At 43.3% G+C, this 20,166-nt stretch carries 16 protein-coding genes; 6 read left to right on the top strand and 10 right to left on the bottom strand.

Annotation, left to right across the window (positions count from 1 at the left end):
• Positions 1-96 precede the first annotated feature (96 nt).
• The 8 genes from ID165_RS19095 to ID165_RS19060 form a co-directional block, all read right to left on the bottom strand.
• Entirely contained in the window at positions 97-978 is an 882-nt protein-coding gene (locus ID165_RS19095) for a Nif3-like dinuclear metal center hexameric protein (protein ID WP_192347019.1), read from the bottom strand.
• Positions 979-1,090: 112 nt separating this feature from the next.
• Positions 1,091-1,738, bottom strand: coding sequence for a hypothetical protein (locus ID165_RS19090; protein ID WP_192347017.1), 648 nt, complete (start codon positions 1,736-1,738; stop codon positions 1,091-1,093).
• Positions 1,739-1,982: 244 nt separating this feature from the next.
• Positions 1,983-2,744: an SDR family NAD(P)-dependent oxidoreductase gene (locus ID165_RS19085; protein ID WP_192347015.1), complete on the bottom strand. Its 762-nt coding sequence runs from the start codon at positions 2,742-2,744 to the stop codon at positions 1,983-1,985.
• Positions 2,745-2,799: 55 nt separating this feature from the next.
• Positions 2,800-4,518, bottom strand: coding sequence for an IlvD/Edd family dehydratase (locus ID165_RS19080; protein ID WP_192347013.1), 1,719 nt, complete (start codon positions 4,516-4,518; stop codon positions 2,800-2,802).
• A gap of 523 nt (positions 4,519-5,041) precedes the next feature.
• Entirely contained in the window at positions 5,042-6,349 is a 1,308-nt protein-coding gene (murA, locus tag ID165_RS19075; RefSeq protein WP_192347011.1) for a UDP-N-acetylglucosamine 1-carboxyvinyltransferase, read from the bottom strand.
• Entirely contained in the window at positions 6,349-7,017 is a 669-nt protein-coding gene (locus ID165_RS19070; protein WP_192347008.1) for a DUF4290 domain-containing protein, read from the bottom strand. The genes murA and ID165_RS19070 overlap by 1 nt, the downstream gene beginning before the upstream one ends.
• Before the next feature lie 66 nt (positions 7,018-7,083).
• Positions 7,084-9,351 (bottom strand): ATP-dependent helicase, encoded by a 2,268-nt coding sequence (locus tag ID165_RS19065; protein ID WP_192347006.1) that lies wholly within the window; start codon positions 9,349-9,351, stop codon positions 7,084-7,086.
• Between the two features lie 235 nt (positions 9,352-9,586).
• Positions 9,587-10,426 (bottom strand): lysophospholipid acyltransferase family protein, encoded by an 840-nt coding sequence (locus tag ID165_RS19060; RefSeq protein WP_192347005.1) that lies wholly within the window; start codon positions 10,424-10,426, stop codon positions 9,587-9,589.
• A 124-nt stretch (positions 10,427-10,550) separates the two neighbouring features.
• Here ID165_RS19060 and ID165_RS19055 point away from each other — a divergent pair, with 124 nt between their 5' ends.
• The 6 genes from ID165_RS19055 (at position 10,551) to ID165_RS19030 (ending at position 16,340) form a co-directional block, all read left to right on the top strand.
• On the top strand, positions 10,551-11,153 hold the full coding sequence (locus ID165_RS19055) for a sigma-70 family RNA polymerase sigma factor (protein ID WP_192347003.1): 603 nt from the start codon (positions 10,551-10,553) through the stop codon (positions 11,151-11,153).
• A 167-nt stretch (positions 11,154-11,320) separates the two neighbouring features.
• Positions 11,321-11,593, top strand: coding sequence for an anti-sigma factor (locus tag ID165_RS19050; protein WP_192347001.1), 273 nt, complete (start codon positions 11,321-11,323; stop codon positions 11,591-11,593).
• A gap of 2 nt (positions 11,594-11,595) precedes the next feature.
• Positions 11,596-12,168, top strand: a complete 573-nt coding sequence (gene gmk, locus ID165_RS19045; protein WP_192346999.1) for a guanylate kinase — start codon at positions 11,596-11,598, stop codon at positions 12,166-12,168.
• A gap of 4 nt (positions 12,169-12,172) precedes the next feature.
• On the top strand, positions 12,173-12,739 hold the full coding sequence (nadD, locus tag ID165_RS19040; protein WP_192346997.1) for a nicotinate (nicotinamide) nucleotide adenylyltransferase: 567 nt from the start codon (positions 12,173-12,175) through the stop codon (positions 12,737-12,739).
• Between the two features lie 735 nt (positions 12,740-13,474).
• A complete protein-coding gene (locus tag ID165_RS19035) occupies positions 13,475-15,256 on the top strand; it encodes a glycoside hydrolase family 15 protein (RefSeq protein WP_192346995.1) in 1,782 nt (593 codons plus the stop codon).
• Positions 15,257-15,446: 190 nt separating this feature from the next.
• Positions 15,447-16,340, top strand: a complete 894-nt coding sequence (locus ID165_RS19030; RefSeq protein ID WP_192346992.1) for an N-acetylmuramoyl-L-alanine amidase — start codon at positions 15,447-15,449, stop codon at positions 16,338-16,340.
• A gap of 90 nt (positions 16,341-16,430) precedes the next feature.
• Here ID165_RS19030 and ID165_RS19025 read toward each other — a convergent pair whose 3' ends face one another.
• Both ID165_RS19025 and ID165_RS19020 read right to left on the bottom strand, forming a co-directional pair.
• Positions 16,431-18,605 (bottom strand): bifunctional alpha,alpha-trehalose-phosphate synthase (UDP-forming)/trehalose-phosphatase, encoded by a 2,175-nt coding sequence (locus ID165_RS19025; RefSeq protein WP_192346990.1) that lies wholly within the window; start codon positions 18,603-18,605, stop codon positions 16,431-16,433.
• Positions 18,606-18,779: 174 nt separating this feature from the next.
• Positions 18,780-20,120, bottom strand: a complete 1,341-nt coding sequence (locus ID165_RS19020; protein WP_192346988.1) for a vanadium-dependent haloperoxidase — start codon at positions 20,118-20,120, stop codon at positions 18,780-18,782.
• Between the last annotated feature and the right edge of the window lie 46 nt (positions 20,121-20,166).

Raw genomic sequence — 20,166 nt, 5'->3', positions numbered from 1 at the left:
TTTTAATTTACCAAAGCTGAATATGATTCCAAAGAATTTTTTACTGAGAGGCAATAGTGTGGAATGTCCTTCGGTTTTTTCTGTTCTAATAATTACTTATTTTACCAGTAGGGAATTCCCGGAGGGGATATGGGATACAGGAACTCCCAGGGTATTTTTCCTAATCCACTCGGCCATAAACCCAGAACCGCCCTCTTCGCTTGCCGAATGGCCAATGACAATCAGTCCGAGCTTTTCTCCCATTTCATTTGCATTTCGAACGTACTCAGGTGTTTCCCATTCAGGACTTTCTCCACAGATCAATACATCCGGTTTTTCTTTCATAAGCAACTCGATTTGTCTTCTTCCACCAATTGCTCCCGGCAGGAGAAGTATTTTGCTTGCTTTTTGAGAAAGGTCGCCGACGTAGCGAAGTGCCGGTAAATTCATTTTTGACTTCACGTGGGAGATCAAATCACCAAGTGTTGTCTCAGGGAGATTTAAAACTGCATCTTGTTTGTAAAACGCCTCCCAATCCAATTCTCTTACGACACCTGCCTGTACTCCGTCGATTTCAAGACTATGGACATAATCGTGGTTTCGCCAAACTGCAATTCCATGTTCATCAAGAAGCTTTCGTTTGAATTCGTAGATAGGGTCATTGTCAAGCCAAGTAGTTTCATCCAGATGATTATAAAAAGTAGGTTCATGGGCAATAATGAAATTTGCATTGAGTTCAATGGCTTTTCGGATTACTGTAATCGTGGCAAACATGGTGGTGACAATGCCCGTGACGACTTGGTTTTTGTTCCCTGATTTCAAGGTATCCACTGTCTGTGCGAAGGGGGAATTAGGGACTTGCGCGACGAACAAGTCTATGATTTCACCCACAGTGTAGGTTTTTAGGGAAGTAGAAAAAGCAGCAAATGGATTGGTAATCAATCCCGCGCTGGCAAGTAAGCCTGTTTGCTTAATGAAATTTCTTCTGTTTGATTTCATTCTGAAAAAGAGGTTTTATTTTGGGAAGTCGTTGGGGTTCAATTTAGGGTAAAGAGATAAAAAAAGCCGTTTGATAGATGGCAAACGGCTAATTTTAAAGTTTGTGGGTAGGTTAATTTACAGATATATTGGAAAACCAGATTGTCTTTTGACCTTCTTGATTTGCATGAGTGGTTGCCAGTTTGATCGGGCCAAACTGTTCAACATTCTCCCAGGTGAATGGTCTGCCTTCTGCTCCATTTCCTCTGCGGAAAACCCATTCCAAAATCATGTTGTTTTCGTCCAAATAAAGGTCGTATGCATCTCCCGGTGTATAGCCATCTGCACCATTATACACGATTGTCAGCTTAGTTGAGCTAGTTCCTGAAATCGGAGTTGGTACATTTTCCTCCGTTTCATAGTCATAACCTGAATCCCAAGCCAACTGAAATGGGTACATCATCCAGTATTTATCATTGATAAATCCTTTGTCTGCATCAGGCAAAGAGTCGGCGGGCATATCCAGACTATAGGTGTAGCTGGTGTCAGCAGTGGCGTAATAAACTGTACGGTCTTTTATGTTCCACTTCCAATCTCTAGTCATCACATTCACAGAGTCACGCTGCACATTCCAAGTATAGGCTATGGAATTGACCTTGTCAAATTTGTCAAAACCATAGGCCATTGCAACTTTCATTGGCAAGGTATCCGGTGTCGTCTCTTTGGGTTGGCAGGCCTGCAACATGCAGACAAGCAGTAGAATGAAGGAGAGGTGTTTCATAACTTCTGTTTTTATAAAGTTAACAGACTTAGAATTTAGATTGTATTTTCACCCGTTTTTTTTCCTCCTGATATTCAGCTAATTGATACAGCTTTATCGAGGACTGAAGGTAAAGATGATTATTTTCGGCAAATTAGAAAGGACTTGCAGAGCTCCCTTTTTAGTCCTAGTCAAAAAAACTTCACTACCTGAGATATTTTTCCTTTGGGTGCTGTCAGTTTACGGCCATGTAGTTAGATTTTTCTTAAGTATATGGAGAAGGGCTGACACAGGTCCAGCCTCCGTCGATGATCAGTGTTTGTCCTGTAATATGCTCTGCTTCATCGGAGACCAAAAATGCTGCGGCATTTGCTATGTCCTGAACTGCGGCGGGCCGACCCAGGGGAGTGAGCTTCGACCAGGTAGATTCATAGTCAGGGTCAAGTGTTGTTCTTGCGGTTACCGTGGCTCCTGGGGCAATGGTGTTCACCCGAATCTTAAAAGGAGTAAGCTCAAGCACCAAGTTTTTTGCGAGCATCTCTATTGCCGCTTTACTCATAGCATAAGCAGCGAGATTTTCATGACTCTGGTGGGCTGTGACGGATGAAGTGAAAAGCAATGCTCCTCCATTGGGCTGATCCTTCATCACTCTTGCAGCAGCCTGGGCCAGAAAGAAAGTTCCCGCCTGATTGATCTGGGTCACTTGCATAAAGTCTTCTCGGGAGTACTCCAAAAAAGCCCCGAAAAGTGTGATCCCTGAATTGGCAACCACAATATCGAGGGAGCCAAAATTTCTGAGTGCAGCTGCGATTAGCGCATTGATTACATCTTCCAAAGCAGCATCACCGGGAATGGCATGTGCAGATACGCCATGTACATGGCTGATCCGCTTGCATGCTTCGGTGATCAAGCCCTCTTCCAGATCATTTAATATTAAATTAATGCTTTGTGCAGCGAGTTTCTCGGCAATAGCCAATCCAATTCCCTGCCCGGCTCCTGTGATAATGGCGACTTTTTGGGTTTTCATTTTTACTTTTTCAGAAAGCCCTGCCGGATTTTCAAAATCTGACAGGGCTAGGTGCTTAATGAGAATCTCGTTTTACTTCGGATCCAGAGCCTCCCTGAAGGAAATCAAAATCCACTCCGTCGTGGGCTTGATTTACTTTGTCTAGGAAAAGGTTGACATACCCTCGCTCGTAGGGTAGATTCAATGGCTTGAATATTGCTCTTCGTTTCTCAAATTCCTCATCAGTGATCATTAGATTTAGAGTTCTAGCGGGTACATTTAGCTCGATCATATCACCATTTTGGACAAATGCCAAAGGACCTCCAATGGCTGATTCGGGAGACACGTGCAGAATAACAGTACCGTATCCTGTACCGCTCATTCTACCGTCAGAAATACGCACCATGTCTTTTATGCCTTTTTTGAGTAGCTTTTCCGGTAATCCCATATTACCCACTTCCGGCATTCCGGGATAGCCTTTTGGTCCGACGTTCTTCATTACCATCACACAGGTTTCATCTATGTCCAAATCCGGAGAATCAATTCGGGCTTTATAATCATCAATATTTTCAAATACTACTGCCCGTCCCATGTGGGTCAATAAACTAGGTGTCGCTGCAGATGGTTTGATCACCGCTCCATTTGGACATAGATTACCTTTCAACACTGCAATTCCCGAATCGGGCTTGATTGGGTTTTCAAATGTGCCAATTAGATTTCTGTCATAGCATTCGGCTTTTTCAATATTTTCACCTATTGATTTGCCATTTGCAGTGATAGAATCACGGTGTAGGTGTCGCTCTATTTCTTTCATTACCGCAGGGAGTCCTCCTGCATAAAATAAGTCCTCCACCCAATGCTCTCCCGAAGGTTGCACGTTTGCAATCAGCGGGATAATGGAAGAAAATTTATCAAAATCAGTCAAATCAATGTCTACTCCGATTCGTTTGGCAATGGCTGTAAGGTGTAAAATGAAATTGGTGGATCCTCCCAAAGCGGCATTCACCATGATTGAGTTTTCGAATGCCTTACGGGTCAGGATTTTGCTCATTTTCAGATCCTCATTCACCATCTCTACGATGCGCATTCCAGTCATGTGAGCCAATACTTTTCTTCGGGAATCTGCAGCCGGGATCGTAGCATTGTCAGGAAGAGAAAGGCCAAGTGACTCAACCATGCCGGCCATAGTGGATGCTGTTCCCATAGGAGCGCAATGACCTACAGAGCGTGACATTGCTGCTTCAGCTTCTATAAACTCTTCTTGGGACATTTTGCCTAGTTTGAAATCCTCTGCAAATCTCCATACATCTGAAGTTCCTATTTTCTTGCCTTTATACCTCCCTACCAACATTGGCCCGCCCGAAAGAACGATAGCGGGCAAATCCACAGAAGCCGCTCCCATGACAAGTGAGGGGGTGGTTTTGTCACAGCCACACATTAGGACTACACCGTCCATAGGATTGGCACGGATGCTTTCCTCCACATCCATACTGGCGAGATTGCGGAAAAGCATCGCAGTAGGCTTTACGGAGCATTCTCCCAAAGACATCACAGGGAATTCTAAGGGAAAGCCGCCAGCTTCCCAGATTCCACGCTTTAGTGCTTCTGCCAGATCTCTGAAATGTGCATTACAGGGAGTAAGCTCAGACCAGGTGTTGCAAATTCCGATTACAGGCTTGTCTCCTTCAAATAAGTGATGGGGAAATCCCTGGTTCTTCATCCAGGAGCGATATATAAATCCGTCTTTTCCGGTGCGTCCGTACCAGTCTTGGCTACGGAGTTTTTTCTTTGACATAATAGGTTGTTTTGGCTTATCGAGCCAGAATTTACCAAAAATTCCGAAAAGGAAAGAAATGAAAGAATATTGGCGGTGAATTTATTTTGAATACAAATAGTGACGTTCTCTATAGATAAAAAGATGGCCTTGATTGTTGAAGCAGAATTTATTTCTATATGGCTGATAGCGTGGGGATAAAGAGGCCAGAAGGCCTGTTGTTTTATTCGTTGAACTTTTTGGTAAAGCTCAAAAGGGAAAACATCCATGAACTATCATTCCACGAGCGGGGATGAAAGTGCAGATTAGATTCACCCTTCGGAGAAGCAGATTCAATGTAATAAATGATCAGTCTTTAGCAATCGGTGTAAGTGTTAAGAAAACGTCTGGGGATTCAGAACGATCTATTTACCCTGGCATTTGCGAACACAAATGCCAGAGTAAATACCTCAGGTGACCAACTACGATCTCTGTGAATAAGCACAAACTTCAAAAAAAGAGGGCTCTGAATCCAGAACCCTCTTTCACTAGAATAATACTGTTTTTATGAGATTCTCTCAATATCTGCTCCCAAAGCCCGCAGTCTCTCGTCAATGTTCTGATAGCCTCGGTCGATCTGCTCGATATTGTCGATGATAGATGTCCCGCTAGCCGAAAGTGCTGCGATAAGCAATGCTACTCCGGCACGAATATCCGGGGATGTCATTCTGATTCCCCGTAGCTCTGTTTTTCTGTCTAAACCTATTACGGTAGCTCTATGAGGGTCACAAAGAATGATCTGCGCACCCATGTCGATCAGTTTGTCCACAAAGAACAATCTAGACTCAAACATTTTCTGATGAACCAGCACAGTTCCCTTCGCCTGAGTGGCTGTCACCAAGACGATGCTGAGCAAATCAGGAGTGAATCCCGGCCAAATGGCATCTGCCACAGTAAGAATGGAGCCATCAATAAAGGTTTCTATTTCGTAATGTTTTTGGGCGGGAACGAAGATGTTATCGCCTCTGAATTCCAATTTGATGCCCATTCGTCGGAAGGTTTCGGGGATGATTCCAAGTCGTGGGATTTGGCAGTCTTTAATCGTAATTTCTGACTGAGTCATGGCTGCAAGTCCGATAAATGACCCGATTTCGATCATGTCCGGAAGCATTTTGTGGGTGGTTCCTCCCAGTTTATCCACGCCTTCGATAGTAAGTAAGTTCGATCCAACTCCGGAGATTTTTGCACCCATGCGGTTGAGCATGTCACAAAGTTGCTGAAGGTAAGGCTCGCAGGCAGCGTTGTAAATGGTCGTAGTGCCTTCTGCCATTGCGGCAGCCATTACGATATTCGCCGTGCCGGTCACCGATGCTTCATCAAGAAGCATGTAGCAACCTTTCAGATTTTTTCCATCGATGTGGAAAATTTCATTCTTAGCGTCATAGTTGAATTTGGCGCCGAGCTTCTGAAACCCGGTGAAGTGGGTATCCATCCTTCTGCGACCAATTTTGTCTCCGCCGGGCTTAGACAGTTTTCCTGTACCGAACCTTGCCAGAAGAGGACCAAGAAGCATTACTGAGCCTCTCAGCGCTGAAGCTTTTTTCAAAAATTCTTCCGTTTCCATGAAGTCAAGGTTGACTTCATCAGCTTGGAAAGTGTAGGTTTCCGGACCTTCTTTGGTGACTTTCACCCCCATGTCTCCCAATAGCTCAATGAGCTTATTGACATCTACTATGTTTGGGATTTTGGTTATGGTAATTTTCTCTGCGGTGAGTAGCACTGCGCAAAGAATCTGTAGTGCTTCGTTTTTTGCTCCCTGGGGAATTATCTCGCCTTTAAGCTTTATTCCACCATTGACCCGAAATGAACCCATTAATTTCTACGTTTTTTATTGTGACCGTTATTTGGGCGACGCTTTGCGTTGTGATTTGACCTTTTGTTTTTGCTGTTGGTGCGTTCTTCTTGAAGAGGCGGTTTGAAATCACGGTGTGTATTGGATTCAAACAAGCCATTTTCTTTTACTTTCTCCAAGTCGATGTGCAATTTGCCTTTGGATAACGTCTTGATGTCGTCCAGAATTATGGCATCATCAAAATTTTCCCTGTTCCAGGTAGAGTGGAAGCTTCGCATCAGCTGACCAATGAAAATAATCGCGGCTTCCTGCTCTTCATCATCTTCCAATTTGATAGCACCTTCGATTAGTTTCTCTATGTTTCGACCGTAGTGCTTGAATCTGACTTCACCTTTTGGATAGCCGATAGGAAGAGGCTTTTTGCCTAGCAATTCCTTCTCCGGCATAGGGAAAGGAGCGTCCACATCCAGCTTGAAATCAGACATGATGTACAAGTCGTCCCAAAGCTTTTGGTCATTCTCCTGTTTGATGGTGGGATTTAACTGCTTGATGATTTCAATTACAGTATATGCGCTTTGGGTACGCTTATCACGATCCTCAATCGCCGTGATATGATCAACGAGGCGTTGAATGTTTTTGCCGTATTCTTTCAAAATGAGTTTTTGTTTGTCTGGTTCAAAGTGCTCCATAATGCTCCCCTATTTTGCGCTAATTAAGGTAATGAAAAAATTACCAAAAGGCAGGGGTGCAAGTGATTAGTCTATAATTCTGAGCTTCGCAAAGCTAAGTAATAATGTTTTCTCACCAAAATGCTCGAATTGAATCGTTGCTTTTCGGTTAATTCCTTCTGTTTCAATCTTTTGTACTTTTCCGAAGCCGAACTTGGGATGCTCTACCAGTTGCTCCGCTTGCAGATTGTTTGTATTCGAAGGTTTGAAATCAGGACTCGGGGTGTGCAGTTTCATCGCAGTGGGCATCCGCGTTTCCGGTTTCTTCTTGATGCCGATATATCCCGAAGACTCAGATGTCCCAGGCAGTCCTTCTTTCCGGAAGGCACCTGACATTTCTTTTGATGCGACTCGTTTGTTTACCTTGATGCAGTCCGGAGAGACTTCTTCCAAGAATCTGCTTGGCTCACAATTCAGCAACCGGCCATAGCGATATCGAGTGAGTGCATAGGTAAAATATAATTTATCCATAGCCCTGGTAGCGGCGACGTAAAACAACCGTCTTTCCTCTTCCAAATCCTCCCGGCTCTGCATCATCATCTGAGAGGGAAACAAATCCTCTTCCATACCTACCACAAAGACCTGTTTAAACTCCAGGCCTTTTGAGGAGTGAATAGTCATCAGCGTGATGGCATCCGTCATGTCCTTATCCCTGTCATTATCGGTGAGCAGAGCGATTTCCTGAAGAAAAGAGCCTAAGCTTTTGTCCTCATTCTCTTCGTTATCCACATATTCTTTGATTGCATTAAGCAATTCCTGGACGTTTTCATACCTGTTTAATCCTTCTATGGTTTTATCTTCATAGAGTTCACGTAGAAGTCCACTTTGCTTGGCAATACTGCTGGCTGCTTCGAACGCATCCTTACGCTCCACCTCGATCTTAAATGCTTTGATCATCGTGGCAAAGTCATCTAATTGACTCGCTGCTCTGCCTCCAATGAAGCTGTGCGCATTTTGCACCACCTCCCAGAGCGGTATATCATGGTCAAATGCCGCTACCAGAATTTTGTCTACCGAGGTGTCTCCAATTCCACGCTTGGGATAGTTCACTATTCGCTTGAAGGCCTCTTCATCCACGGGGTTCACAGTGAAGCGCATATAAGCCATCAGATCCTTGATTTCTTTCCTTTGATAGAACGAAAGTCCACCGACGATCTTGTAGGTCAAATTCAATTTGCGAAGTGCCTCTTCTATCGCTCTTGACTGGGAGTTAGTTCTGTAGAGAATGGCAAAATCACTGTTGTTGAGCTGTTTGGTGTTTCTTTCTTCGAAAATAGTAGAGGCTACGATTCTTCCTTCTTCACTATCAGTACTTGCTTTGACCAATTCGATCAGGTCACCATCTCCGTTTGAAGTCCAGACGTTTTTTTTGAGCTGCGCTTTGTTTTTATCAATAATAGAATTGGCAGCTTCTACTATCGTTTTGGTAGAGCGGTAATTTTGCTCCAGTTTCACGACAAATAAATCCGGATAATCCTTTTCGAAATTCAGAATGTTTTGGATATCCGCACCCCGGAAAGCATAAATACTTTGTGCATCGTCACCAACCACGCAGATGTTTTGATGAACGGCGGCCAGCTTTTTGGTGATCAGGTATTGGGAGAGGTTTGTATCCTGAAACTCATCCACCATCACATACCGGAAGCGTTGTTGGTATTTGTTTAGCACGTCGGCATGGTCTCGGAATAGGATGTTGGTATTGAAAAGCAAATCATCAAAGTCCATGGCACCGGCTTTGAAAAGCCTGTCTTGATAGCGCTGGTAGATTTCACCCATTTTGGGCTTCATGGCAGCTTCATCATCGGCTTTCACAAATGGATCGTCCTGATACACTTTCCAGGAAATTAGCCGGTTTTTGGCTCCGGAAATTCTGGAAAGCACAGCGTTGGCTTTATAGACCTTGTCGTCCAGACGCATTTCTTTTACGATTGTACGGATAAGCGACTTGGAATCATCGGAATCATATATGGTGAAATTGGAGGGGTATCCAATTTTGGGAGCTTCCACTCTTAGGATTTTTGCAAACACGGAGTGAAAAGTACCCATCCAGGTGTTTCTGGCTTCCAAGCCTGCCAGAGATTCAATCCTGTGGCGCATTTCTGCCGCCGCTTTGTTGGTAAAGGTCAGCGATAAAATATTAAAGGCATCTACGCCTTTGGCATATATCAAATGGGCGATGCGGTAGGTGAGTACACGGGTTTTGCCTGATCCCGCTCCTGCGATGATCATGACGGGGCCATCTGTGTGTTCTACAGCCAATCGCTGCTCCGGGTTTAAACTTTCGAGATAATCCATTTTATTTAGAAGCAAGATGCTGGATACAAGATCACTAAAGTATCAAGTAACTAGTATCTAGATTTGAGATTCAAGAGCCATGAAGCTAGAAAAAGCAACAATACTCAGGTAATAAAGTTCAAGAAACCAACTTGCTGAGAGACGAGCAAGATTAGATTTGGGAAATCTTTTAATTCGTCACAACGGACAAATTCTCTCCCTCTTTCAATTTTCCAATCCGCCGAATTCTTTCAATTTAAATTTTCCAGCGCTTATGACTCCATAGGTATAGATCCGGTTGTGCGCGGATATTGTCCTCCAGTCTCCGGCAAAATTCATCTGTGATACTATGCTGAGTATGGTCTATATAAGGCGGAGTGGCCAAAGGAGAGAATTCAAACCTGTAATGTCCCCGTTTTATTTTGGTCATTGTTCCAAAGAAAACGGGTAGGTCCATTTTCTTGGCCAAAACCTCTCCGCCTTCGAAAAACAATGCGGGTCTGTTCATAAACTCCCTGGTATAACGGCTGTCTGATACACGCGGTCTTTGATCCGCCGCCAGATGGACGATTCTAGGAGTGCCTCTCATAGTGATCATACTGCGTCTGAATGCGCTTTTTTCTGTCATTACTCCTCCGAAATGAGTTCTGATCTTCAACATGAGGTTGTTGAAGAATGAATTGTTCAGCTTGAGGTAAACGGTTTCTGCTGTCACTTCAGTATTCAGCGCTACTCCGAGAATTGCCATTTCCCAATTAAACACATGACCAGCCATCATTAGCGAACTTTTACCGCTTTTTACAGGATTATCAACAAGGTCTTGATTGATCACTTGAAATCTTTGCTTGAGTTCCTTCTCGGAGATTGTCAGCATTTTTATCGTCTCGGCAAAAAAAGCATCGGTGAAGTTTCGGTAAAATTTATTTCTTATTTTTTTCCGTTCTAGAGGAGTTTTCTGAGGAAACGCATAGCGCAGATTCTCGTCAATAACCTTTTTGCGGTAGCTGATCACATATCTGGCTATAAGATAGAGCAGATCTGAAAACAGGTATAGAACAGGCAAAGGAAGCCTTGAAAGCAGTCTAAAGAAAAACATAACGGTGTGTCGCTGGGGAATCTGTGGCTGTAAAGAGCCAAACCATACAACAAAATAAACGAAATCACCTGAATTCTTTCCAATTCCTAGTTATAAATTCACCCAATCATTACTTTTGGGACTTATGTCGGAAGTTCAGCGCAGAAAATATTCTCAGGAAGAGAAAAATGCCATCTTCGATGGGGAGTTTATGCCACACATAGACTCAATGTACAATTTTGGCTACAGGCTCACCTTCGATGAAGATGATGCAAAAGATCTTGTACAGGACACTTACCTGAAAGCCTATCGTTTTATCAACTCATTTGAGCAGGGTACCAATGCTAAAGCTTGGCTTTTTAGAATTTTGAAAAACAGCTTTATCAATGAGTACAGGAAGAAATCCAAGCAACCTACGAAGGTAGATTATCAGGAAGTTGAAACTTATTACAACTCGGATGATGTTCACTACCAAAGTACTAGCGATCTCAGGGCAGAATCCGTCAAGGATATGCTCGGTGATGAGATCTCTAATGCCCTTAATAGCCTTGCAGTGGATTTTCGCACAGTGATTATCTTGTGTGACTTAGAAGGGTTCACTTATGAGGAGATGGCCAAGATTCTGGATATTCCTATCGGAACGGTGAGATCCAGATTGCACCGCGCAAGAAATCTTTTGAAAGAAAAACTTCAAGGATATGCCCACAATATGGGATACAATACAGACGAAGATGAAGAGGAGGAATAGTAAAAAAGTGATCGCCTAAATGATGCCATTAAGATTATCTTCTTTGCTTTCTTGGAACGAAGACCCCTACCCGACAGGCGGGAATGACCGATGACCGAAGTGGCCTGAATGATATAGTTTATAAATAAGTGGCAACAAAGCTGATACTTATTAAAGAATAATTACCCATGGAAATGAATGATAAACCATCTGGAGAGCGAAAGAGGCAATGCAGCGACGAGAGCAAATGCTTCGAGCTGCTTGAAAGTATTTTGGACGGAGACCTGAAAGATTCCGGCAAGGAAGTCTTGAGAGAAAAGTTAGCCAAGTGCCAACCATGCTTTGAACATTACCATTTGGAACAAGCTATCCGTGATGTATTGAAAACAAAATGCACCAAACACGCTGTGCCTACTGAATTGGCTGACTGTATACGCCAGAAGATTCAGGATATTAAATAGCCATGACGACAGGTAAAGCAATTATTTTTTCTGCTCCTTCCGGATCGGGGAAGACTTCTTTAGTGAAGCATCTGATTCAAACCATCCCAAATTTGGGATTTTCTATTTCTGCCTGTACACGTGACAAGCGTGGGCGACATGAGGTTCATGGCAAAGATTACTACTTTCTCTCTCAGGAGGAATTCATCAAAAAAATAGACGAGGACGCATTTATCGAGTGGGAAGAGGTCTATGCGGGCAATTTCTATGGTACGCTCAAAGAGGAAATTCAGCGTATTTGGGAGTCTGGCAAGGCAGTGATTTTCGATGTGGATGTGAAGGGCGGACTTGCTCTGAAAAAGTACTTTGGAGAGCAGGCTTTGGCGATTTTTGTAAAGGTACCCAATCTCGATGTGCTGGCTGAGCGGCTAAATGACCGTGGTACAGAGACAGAAGAATCCCTTTCCCGACGTTTGTTCAAAGCTCAGTTCGAATCGAAATTTGAGCCGCAGTTTGACGTTACTGTCGTGAATGACGATTTTGAGAAGTCCAGTGCGGAAGCTGAATATCTGGTGAGCGAATTTTTATCCAGATAGCATTTTGAAAATCGGTCTTTACTTCGGTTCCTTTAATCCCATCCATATTGGCCATCTGATTATTGCCGACACGCTACATGACCGTACAGATTTGGATCAGGTTTGGTTTGTGGTAAGCCCTCAAAATCCCCTAAAAAAACGACAGTCTTTAATTCATGAGTTTGACAGACTGCGAATGGTGGAGCTGGCAATCGAAGACAATTTTCATTTTCGTGCTTCGGATGCGGAGTTCTCTATGCCCAAACCAAGTTATACCATAGATACGCTTGCGTATCTTACCGACCAGTATCCACAGCATCAGTTTTGTTTGTTTTTGGGTTCGGACAATCTTACCCAGCTTAAGCGTTGGAAGAACTATCAGACCATCTTGGACAATTATGAGATCTTCGTCTATCCACGTCCTGGTGAAGCGAAGGCTTTCGAACATCCGAATATCAAGTTGATCGATGCACCATTGCTGGATATTTCGGCAACTTTTATCCGTAAATCCATTATCGAAGGCAAGTCTGTAAAATACCTGCTTCCTGATGGAGTGGCGGATTATATCCGGGATAAGAAGCTGTATGTGTGAGTGTTGTAATCTATTGAATATGGGGATCCGAAATGATACTAATAGTAGCATCTCCTTTGCTTCAACGGATGGAAGACCGATGACAGAAGACTGAAGTGGCACACATTGACGCTAGTGTTTTTCGAATCCTACGATGCTTTTTTTTGCGCCTGTGAGCAAAAAGTTTCTGATAGTACTATTTACTTAACGGAAGAGGATTTGCCTTCGCCCATTGAGCTAGTTTGGGGAAAAAGACAAGAGGGCAAATCCTATCAGGAACGTAATGACCCGGATAATTTGAATTTGACTATAACGTTAACATTCAGAATCAATATCAGCTGAACTACCCATTATTCTGCCTTGTGGTGGAGGAAGAGAACAGAGTTATCTATGGAGTCACCATGGATTGCGAATCCAACCTAGTGAGATTTGATTATTAACTGCATTTCAAAACTTCATTAGGGGGCAGGATTTTTGCATTCTGTTCCCTTTTTTCTTTTCTTGACACTTGACCCAAAAAAGCCCGTACTTTTCAAATTCAAACTGACTTTAATGATATCGAGCATTTCATGTCCTATACTCACAAGGACAATTGTAAACTATGCGAGATTCCATAGCCTGTCCCGACTAATCGGGGTGAGCGTTGAAAAACAAAAATAAACAGATGAAATCGAGCATGTCGAAGTCGAGACACAGTGGGATGATTATAAACCGTGCGAGATTCCATATGACCATTGAAAATCAAATTATAAACAGATGAAAAAACATACCTATGGAAGTGGGGTGATAGGCAACTGTGCCTATATCGCCCATGTGGAACTGGACACCAATATAAGCTGGATGTGCTTGCCAAGATTTGATTCTGACTTTATTTTTGGGGGAATGCTTGACAGGAAGAAAGGTGGAGAGTTCACAATACATCCTGAAGCTGATGATTTTACTTCCTCCCAAGTTTATCTCGAAAACACGAATGTCCTAAAGACTACCGTAGTATCTGGCGAGGATAGTTATTCGGTCACTGATTTTGCGCCCAGATTCAAGAACTTTGACCGATACTATAAGCCTCTAATGTTGATCAGAAAGATCGAAGCGGTCTCGGGTTCTCCCAAAATTCTCATCAAATGCCAGCCTTCCTCGGAACGTGGTTCTAGATTGCTAAAAGCCAGTATGGGGAGCAATCATATTCGGTTTATGGATACAGATCAAGAGTTGAGATTGTCCACCAACGCGCCACTGAGCTATATTATGGATGGAAAGGCATTTTCTTTGAATAAGCCGGTTTATTTGGTGCTTACCTACGGTAGACCGCTAGAAGCTCCAATCGAAACTACTTCTGAGCGGTTTCTTCAGGCCACCACAAGCTACTGGCAGGAATGGGTTAAGTCTACTAGTATCTCCAATTTTCATCAGAAGCTCGTACTTCGATCTGCATTGATCCTCAAAATCCACCAGTACGAGGACACCGGTGCAATCATCGCCGCTTCTACCACAAGCTTACCGGAGTCACCGGAATCTACCCGGAACTGGGATTACCGCTATTGCTGGATCCGTGACAGCTATTACACGCTTACCTGTTTTAATAGTCTGGGGCACTTCGAGGAGCTGGAGAAGTATTTTGAATTTATTCACAACTTAAAGACCGGTTCTGATGGGCGTTACCAGCCACTTTATTCGATCACCGGTGATTCGCTATTGACTGAAGAAATCTCCGAACTTGCCGGTTATTTGGATAATAAGCCTGTTCGTTTTGGGAATCAAGCATATACACATATTCAGAATGACTTATATGGTCAGGTATTGGTGTCGTTATTGCCTCTTTATTCTGATCAGCGTTTCACTGAAGAAGAGAGAAGCAGTTCAAAACCTATGATTATGAATTTGCTCGATAAGATCGAAGCAACTATGAATGAGAAAGATGCCGGACTTTGGGAATTTAGAAATCTTGCACAAGAGCATTGCTACACCTTCTTATTTCACTGGGCAGGAGCATGCGCTGCCGCAAAAATCGGTATCAGATTGAAGGATGATAATTTATATCAGAAGGCGATTGTACTGAAAGACATGGCCGTCGCCAAAATCGAGGAATGTTATCTACCTGATAGAAAAGCCTATGCACAGGCCATAGGATCTACTTACATGGATGCGTCTACACTTCAGCTGATCACTATGGGATATTTTGGGGATGATCTGGAGCGGGCCAATAATCACCTCAAGGCACTGGAGGATGAGCTTTTGGCAAAGGACTTTTTATTCTATCGGTACAAGCATATGGACGATTTTGGAGTGCCTGAGACCACTTTCTTGATCTGTGCATTCTGGTATATAGAAGCTTTGGCATGCGTGGGAAGGCTTGACGAGGCGGTAGAAGGCTTCGAGACACTGGTGAAGTATTGCAATCACCTGCAGCTCTTCTCAGAAGATGTAGATCAGAAGACAGGGAGCCAATGGGGGAATTTTCCTCAAGCCTATTCTCACGTCGGCTTGATGAATGCTGCTTTCCGGATCGGGAAAAAACTGGACAGACCTAATTTCTTGTAAGTCAATTCGGTGTATTTAAAATTTCCCCACAGATTATCGCCGATACAACGCACAGATTTCCGCGGATTTTGAGACTGTCTTATTTGTGTGAAATTCTTTGTTTTGAATTTGTGTAGATCTGTGGGGGATTTATATAATCGGGTTTAGTACAATAGTTGTAGCTTCAAATCTTGGTTAACTATTTATCCCCATGGGTTTCACTAGAATCACCTCTGCTGTTTTATTGATTTTTACGATCATAGCTTTTGCTTCATGCTCAAAAGACATCTATCGAAAGAACAACAAAGCGCATAAAAAAGCTGTAAAAGAAGTCACGGCTTTCATCCAAGAAATCCCTAAAACCAAAGCTGAACTTAATTACGACACATTGAGTATCAGCGATGAGTGGGTAGGGACTGCCAACTTCGGAATCCGCAAGCCAAACTATGTGATTATTCATCATACGGCTCAGGATTCGTTGGCTCAAACGCTTGCTACTTTCACCCTTAGCAGAACTCAGGTGAGTTCACATTATGTGGTCGGTAGAGATGGTGAAATAGTGCAGATGTTAAATGATTATCTGCGCTCTTGGCATGCAGGAAAAGGACGCTGGGGAAATGATACCGATCTCAATTCATCATCTATTGGTATCGAGTTGGATAATAACGGAAGTGAGCCGTTCACTACTGCACAGATAGAAAGTCTCTTGGTATTACTAAAGCGGCTAAAGTGGAAATACGGGATTCCCACTGCTAACTTTATCGGTCATTCTGATATAGCTCCCTCACGAAAGATTGATCCAAGCTCTTACTTTCCTTGGAAAAAGCTGGCCGAAGAAGGTTTTGGAATGTGGTATGATGAAGAGGTAGTTTTTCCGGTATTAGCGCATCATGACAATGTGCTACTTCCAATCGGGACGACTGATTTATTGCCGGAAAATGTGCTAGATCCTATTCTGGCACTTAGAATCATCGGGTATGATGTGAGTGATTACAAAGCTGCAATTCGATCTTTTAAACTCCACTTCATCCAGCGGGATGTGGACTCGGAATTGACAGAGGTTGATAAGCGAATTTTGGATAATCTGTATAAAAAATATCTCTAGATTTTTAATCGCAGCTGCGACGGAGGGTGCAAATGTGCAAGGGCGAAAGATTTTTCGCCCTTGCACTGAATTTTTAAACTAATTTTCAAATCAATTAGTCAACTTCTGGAGTAACTGCCTTACTTGCCTGAATGATTTGATATTGTAATTTGCTTGGGTGTATGCATAACCAACCCGGATTGAATAGGCATTCTTTGGCATGGCTTTGAAGGTGTCTTCATCAGTCCAATCATCACCGATTGCCAGTACAAAATCATAGTCTACTCCTTTCATCATCGCTGTGGCAGCACGCCCTTTGTTGATGTCAGGACGTTTGATTTCCAGTACCATATTTCCTTCCAGCACCTGGAGATTATACCCTCTTGCCATATATTTCAGATGACTGAAAAGCTCACGCATCCGGAGGTCCCCAAGACCGCTTTCTACTTTCCTGTAGTGCCATACCAATGAATGATGTTTTTCTTCTATAAATGCTCCGGGAGTTCGCAAGACGTAATATTCCATCACTTTTCGGATATCATCTTTCCAGCTGTCTTCGACTTCTGCATATAGCTCCCAGTCGGCCTGATCTTCTTTTCTTTTCACCCACACGCCGTGTTCGGCGATCATATCGATATTCTGATCATCAAACCATTTTCCCAGTGTATCCTTGTCTCTGCCTGAGATAATCACAACCTGGGCTTTGGGACTAAGGTCTGAGATAATTTCCTTCAATTCTGCATCGGGAACTGCATTTTGAGGATTGGCAGTGAAGCCGGTCAATGTGCCGTCGTAGTCTAAGAACAAAACGGCATTTTTGGCTTTTTTAAAACTGGCTTGAATTTCATTCATCACCTTGGCATCTACATCCTTGGAAGTCAGCTCTTCTTGTTTTTGCTTCACGTGATCCAGTCGATCCATAAATACTTTCACCCACTGGAATACGTCATATTTTTTAAGACTTTCCTGCATGCTAGACATTCTCGCAATTTGCTCGGTCTGAGGCATGGAAAGGGCGTTGTATATTGCATCGACCACACCTTGTCTATCATTAGGGTTTACAAGGATAGCATCCTGAAGTTCTTTGGATGCACCTGCCATTTCTGAGAGAATCAATACACCTGTTTGGTCAGTTTTACTGGCGACAAATTCCTTGCACACCAAGTTCATTCCGTCGCGTAATGGAGTTACTAGTGCGATGTCTGACATATTATAGAATGCACTGAGTTCTTCGAATGGAAAGCTGCGGTAGAAGTAATGTACAGGCACCCAGTTGAGAGTGGAGTATTCACTGTTGATTCGTCCGACCAGCAGGTCAATTTCTTCTTTAAGTTCTTTGTAGGACTGTACTTTGTCCCGACTCGGCACCACAATCATAATCATGGACACCTTGCCGTGAAGTTCCGGATGTTGTTCCAGCAATTGATTAAATGCTTGGATGCGTTGCGGGATTCCTTTGGAATAATCGAGACGATCTATGGTAAGGAGCAATTTTTGATCTTCCACTTGCTTGCCAAATTCTTCTACAAAACGCAGCGTTTTTTTACTTTTTGCCTGTTTCGCAAACTTGTGATAATCAATCCCCATAGGAAATGAATCCACATTGATAATTCTATTTTCCGCTTGGATGTAGCCACTTTCACTTGAGAGACCTGTGATTCTACCCACTGCACTGAGGAAGTGGCGCATATCGTCATAGGTATGAAATCCAATTAAATCTGCTCCACATACACCTGTCAGCAGTTCCTTTCTCCAAGGAATCATCCGAAGGATTTCGTATGAAGGGAAGGGGATATGTTGGAAAAATGCAATGGTAGCGTTTGGAAGTACTTCCCTTAGCATTTGAGGAAGCAGAAGCAATTGATAATCATGAATCCAGATCGTGTCGTCCGGTCCTGCTTTTTTCAGGATGGCATCACAAAATTTCTGATTTACCCGCACATATGCTTCCCAATGTTCAGGGTTATAGACCATATATTGGGTGAAATAGTGAAATGCCGGCCAAAGCGTCTCATTACTGAATCCTTCATAAAACTCCTCTACATCTTCCTTTGAAAGGAAGACAGGCGCCATTTTAAGCTCGTGCAGTTCGAGGATGATTTCTGCCCGCTGCTCGGGGTCATCCACGGTATTTCCCGGCCAACCAATCCAAATATTCTCTCCTTCTTTGTAAATAGATCCTAGGCCAGTGGCCAATCCTCCAGCACTTGGTTTGAATTCAAACCGGCCATTTCGGTGTCTTAGACTAATGGGGAGGCGGTTGGAAACGATAATAGTTTTTGACATATAAGGGTTAGTTTAAAAACAAGAAAAGGAAAAATCCTATTCAAAAAGGTGATAAGAGAAGGTACAGAATATCTCTTGGAATAAAAACAACTTGAGGTGTGATGAGTTCAATCTTGATTAATATTTCACAATTAGGAAACAAAAAAGCACCCGTAGTAACGGATGCTTTTAAGGCTAGTTGCTAGCTGTACTTTTGGATTTGGTGTCCACCTTTGTCCAGATGAACTCCGCGAGATTCCGACCTTCAGTAATACCATATTCTATAGCTGGGCGATAGTGTATTCCTCCATAAAACCTACTTAGAGCAGCTTCTTCAGCCGCTTGAGAAAAGGAATCGAACTCTCTTACAGGAAGGCCATAGGCTACTTCTGAGCTGTCCACGATGTGGAATTCATCACCAAAAAGGCGAGCTAGCGTATAAGCTGAGGCCGCTGAGGCTACACTATGACCACTTGTATGTTCAGGGAATGGGGGAGTTTGTAAGAGTGGTACCCATTGCTCATCTATATGCTGATTGATATAGGTCTCCGGCCTGATAACATTACTTCTGTATTTTTCGTCCCAGCAGGAAATGAAAGCTTCATTGAGTGAGATCCCTGTCAGGGCAAAAGCTTCTGCAGTTCCCTTCCAATCTTTCTCTGCTGCTTTGGAGGCAATAGCCGCAATACTCATCCAGTGTCCTCCAGGAGTGATTTTCTTCTCGGCAAACATTACATGGCCTTTCACATTCATTTTATAAGGATTGCAATCCCAGAACAGCGCAGTCTCTTTTTGTTCCTGAGTAGCATTTTGGTCTATATCATAGACTTCCTTAGCGACTTTATAAAATTCGCTTTCGGGATCGGTGGAGAATGCAGGAGGTGGAAGTGGTCGGAACTGGGAAGCTGAGTCCAGCACAAAAGTCCGGATTTTGCTCCAATGGGGCTCTATGGCTTCCATGTATGCAGGGGGAGTAGGCTGCCAAGTTCCCTCTTCGCCAGTGACGGTGAATTTTGGGAATGAGCGGCTTTGATGATAGTTGTCTTTGGAGGAATAGGCTTTAATGACATCTCCCACTTCTTTGCCGAAAGCAACTGAAGCTTCGAACACCTCGTCCGGAATTCCTTTTTCTTTCAAGGCTGAGAACGTAGCATCTCTATGCTCATTCATCATTTCTTCAGAGAAGATCAGACCTGTGCCCACATAATAATAGGCCGCAAGTGAAGCTAAAGGGGGATATACTTTTTCAGAAGGAGTGAAGATCACCTTCTCCGATCCATTCAATTGTCCCAAAAGAGAAGCGTAGGTGGGATCTACAGAAGCAGCTACTTCGTAGGCAGCTAGTGATGCGTAGGCATAGATTCTCGTCGCCACGGGAGGGGAGAATATGTCATGAATGATTACTTCTGTGATTCTATCTTGGGCTTCGCTAATGTAGTGGCCATCTGTGATGGCTTGGGAATAATCAACTTGTTTTGCGCAAGAGACAGCAATCAGGAGGATCCCTGAAAAGAGCAGGAATTTGGCGGTACTCATATTTTGGGAGTTATTTTTAATGCTTTTGGTGTAGAGTCGTATTGGA

It is taken from the genome of Algoriphagus sp. Y33 (assembly GCF_014838715.1).
Taxonomy (GTDB): Bacteria; Bacteroidota; Bacteroidia; order Cytophagales; family Cyclobacteriaceae; genus Algoriphagus.
This window is presented reverse-complemented; position numbering and strand designations above follow the sequence as displayed.